This is a genomic window from Micromonospora sp. NPDC047753, assembly GCF_040642735.1.
Classification (GTDB): Bacteria; Actinomycetota; Actinomycetes; order Mycobacteriales; family Micromonosporaceae; genus Micromonospora.
The window spans coordinates 1-1,645 of sequence record NZ_JBEYSL010000820.1 but is presented as its reverse complement, the minus strand read 5'-3'; the positions used below and the strand labels follow the sequence as shown (position 1 = coordinate 1,645).

At 70.9% G+C, this 1,645-nt stretch carries 1 protein-coding gene and 1 pseudogene; both read left to right on the top strand.

The genetic code is table 11. The features are described 5' to 3' along the window. On the top strand, positions 1–1,139 hold a 1,139-nt coding region (argG, locus tag ABZ749_RS34890; protein ID WP_357235623.1), incomplete at its 5' end, for an argininosuccinate synthase. A gap of 47 nt (positions 1,140–1,186) precedes the next feature. Continuing rightward, positions 1,187–1,564: pseudogene (locus ABZ749_RS34885) on the top strand (PucR family transcriptional regulator ligand-binding domain-containing protein); the annotation flags it as partial. Between the last annotated feature and the right edge of the window lie 81 nt (positions 1,565–1,645).

The window sequence follows — 1,645 nt, the reverse complement described above, 5'->3', positions numbered from 1 at the left end:
GTGGCGTGCACCCGGACGGCGCGGTGGGAGCGATCCGGACCTTCGTCGCCGACCTGCGCCGGGCCCTGGAGCCCGATCGGCCAAAGGGCAACGACATCGAGCGGTTCTACCGGTACGGCCTGCTGGCCAACCCGATGCTGCGCATCTACAAGCCGTGGCTCGACACCGCCTTCGTCACCGAGCTGGGTGGCCGTAAGGAGATGTCCGAGTGGCTGCTGGAGCGCGGCCTGCCCTACCGCGACAGCACCGAGAAGGCGTACTCGACCGACGCCAACATCTGGGGCGCCACGCACGAGGCGAAGACCCTGGAGCACCTCGACACCGGCATCGAGACGGTCAACCCGATCATGGGCGTCCGGTTCTGGGACCCGTCGGTGGAGATCCCGACCGAGGACGTCACAGTCGGTTTCGACCAGGGTCGCCCGGTCACGATCAACGGCAAGGAGTTCGGCAGCGCCGTCGACCTGGTGCTGGAGGCCAACGCCATCGGCGGCCGGCACGGCCTGGGCATGTCGGACCAGATCGAAAACCGGATCATCGAGGCCAAGAGCCGAGGCATCTACGAGGCGCCCGGGATGGCGCTGCTGCACTACGCGTACGAGCGGCTGGTGAACGCCATCCACAACGAGGACACCCTGGCGAACTACCACAACGAGGGTCGCCGCCTCGGTCGGCTGATGTACGAGGGCCGCTGGCTGGACCCGCAGGCGCTGATGCTCCGCGAGTCGTTGCAGCGGTGGGTCGGCACGGCGGTCACCGGTGAGGTGACGTTGCGGCTGCGCCGGGGCGAGGACTACTCGATCCTGGACACCACCGGCCCGTCGTTCAGCTACCACCCCGACAAGCTGTCCATGGAGCGCACCGAGGACTCGGCGTTCGGCCCGTCGGACCGGATCGGCCAGCTCACGATGCGCAACCTCGACATCGCCGACTCGCGGTCGAAGCTGGAGCAGTACGCCTCCCTCGGGCTGGTCGGCGGTGGGAACCCGCAACGGATGATCGGGGCCGCGCAGGCCGCCTCCACCGGGTTGATCGGCGCGATGCCCGAGGGCGGCGCGGAAGCCATCGCGTCCCGGGGCGTCGCCTCGCCGGAGGACGCGGCCCTCGACCGCGCCGCTATGGAGTTCGGCGTCGACTGACCCCTCGCGCCGGTGGCGAGTCGAGTTCCGGCGTCACGGACGGTAGCGTGTCGGCCGTGTTCCCTACCGTCCGTGAGGTCCTCGCCCTGGGCCCGGTCCGCCACGGCGCGCCACGCGTCGTCGCCGGCGACGAGGGGCTGGACCGACCCGTCCGCTGGGTGCACGTCGCCGAGGTGCCGGACATCGCCACCCTGCTCGGCGGTGGCGAACTGGTGCTCACCACCGGCATCGGTCTGCCCGGGGACGACGCCGGGTTGCGCGCGTTCATCGGCGATCTCGCCGACGTCGGGGTCTCCGGGCTCGTCGTCGAGCTGGGCCGCCGGTACGTCAGCGGTGTGCCCCGGGTGATGGCCGCCGCCGCCGAGCGGCGTGGGCTGCCCCTGGTGGAACTGCGCCGGGCCACCCCGTTCGTCCGGATCACCGACCGCGAGCCGGCCGGGGTCGCGTAGATTGCGATACCCGCTGACCACGAAGATGCCGCTCAGCATGGCGCGGGCGAGGGAACG